This window comes from Actinokineospora sp. (assembly GCF_050699995.1).
GTDB lineage: Bacteria > Actinomycetota > Actinomycetes > Mycobacteriales > Pseudonocardiaceae > Actinokineospora.
Window position 1 is genome coordinate 1 of record NZ_JBOHGC010000135.1, and the last position, 1651, is coordinate 1651.

The window sequence follows — 1651 nt, forward strand, 5'->3', positions numbered from 1 at the left end:
GGGCATGCGCGGGCTCGTTGCCCATCGCGGCGATCCAGACCCAGCCCGCACGGCTCGCGGCGCTCACCGTCGGCCCCGCCGAGCGCGCTGGACGTCTCGCACGGCCAGGCGGGCCGTCACGGCCGCCAGAACGGTGACGCTGATCCACTGCCAGCCGCTGCGTATCACAGCTGCTCCCTGGGTTGTCGCTGGTCAAGCTCTTGCCTGACTCACCCTGGAACTGCCCGACCGGATCGGAAACGACGGCGGCGCATATCGCTGCCAGCGGGAATGCGCGCGACGCATATCTGCACGTCAGAACGTGTGCGTTCGGCTACACTGCGTTCACTCGTTAGGTGGAGGGGCAGTTGATGCCGGACCGTGCACCGCGCAAGCCGTGCCGTTCGTGCGGTGCGTTCCTTGCCTCGGACAACACCGGCGAGACCTGCACACCGTGCGCCCGGCTTGGCGACGAGGACCTCACCGGCGTGGCCCCGCGCATGCCCGAGGACCTGTGGGACCGGCCGCAGCTGCGCGAAGCGTTCGCCCAGCGCCACTTCGGCCGCGTGCTGCGCGCCTACCGCACCGCCGTCACACCCGAGATCACGCAGGCCGTCGCCGGCCGCTGGATCGGGCTGACCCAGGGGCAGGTCAGCCGCATGGAACGGGCGACCGCACCTGTTCACGACCTCGGGAAACTCGACCGGTGGGCCAGGGCTTTGGGCATTCCTCAGCGGTGCCTGTGGTTCACGCTGACCGTCCATGCGTCCGACGCATGCGCCCCGGCTCCCGCAATCCCTACCCTGGAAGCGCAGCAGGGCGAAGGGAGCGACGTGCGACGCCGGGATCTGTTCAAAGCGGCTTCGGTGGTGGCTGTCGCCGGGTCCGGCCTGTTGGCCGAGACGCCATGGCAACGCCTGGTGGACAGCGTCACCCGGGATCGACCCGTCGACGCCACCACGGTTCAGCTCATCGAGGACCGCACCGCCGAGTTCTTTCACGCCGAGGAGACCCAACCGGCCCGCGAGATCGTCGCGGCGATGCGCCAGCACCGGCACACCCTGACCGCGCTGCTACACAACGCCGCAGGCGAGCATCTGCGCACCCGGCTGCTGACCGCCACCGGCGAAACCGACGTGCTACTCGGGTGGCTGCTGTTCGACCTGGACCAACCGGCGGAGGCGGTCAAAGCCTGGCGGCGGACCCTGGTGATCGCCAAGCAGACCGGCGACGGCGCCCTCGCCGCCTGCGCCCTGGGCTACTGGAGCTACCTGGCTTCCACCCGCGGGGACACCGAGCCCGCGCTGAGGCTGCTACGCCAGGCCGAAGGGCAGGTCTCCGGTTCCTCCGCCCCTGCCACCCGCTCCTGGATCGCGGTCCGGCAGGCGGAAGAGGCCGCCCGGCTCGGAGACACCACCACGTCCCTGCGGGCGCTCGACCGGGCGATCACCGCGTTCGACTTCGCCAAGCCGCGAACCGAGCGACCGTGGACCGCGTTCTTCACCGCGGGCCGGCTCGGCAGCTCCACCGTCGCCACCTACACCACCCTCGGCCACCCCGAGGCCGAGACCGCAGCGGACTCGCTGCTTGCCTCACTGTCGTTGGCGGACAACAAGGTTCGCGGCCTGGTCCTGGCAGATCTGGCCACCGCCGCCGCTACCGGCCGCGACTA

1 protein-coding gene is annotated in these 1651 nt (G+C 70.7%); it reads left to right on the forward strand.

Features of this window, described 5'->3' with window-relative positions; translation table 11 throughout:
* Positions 1 to 350: 350 nt before the first annotated feature.
* Positions 351 to 1651, forward strand: a 1301-nt coding sequence (locus ACRDSQ_RS08150; RefSeq protein WP_431420127.1) for a helix-turn-helix domain-containing protein, incomplete at its 3' end; no start/stop codon positions are given.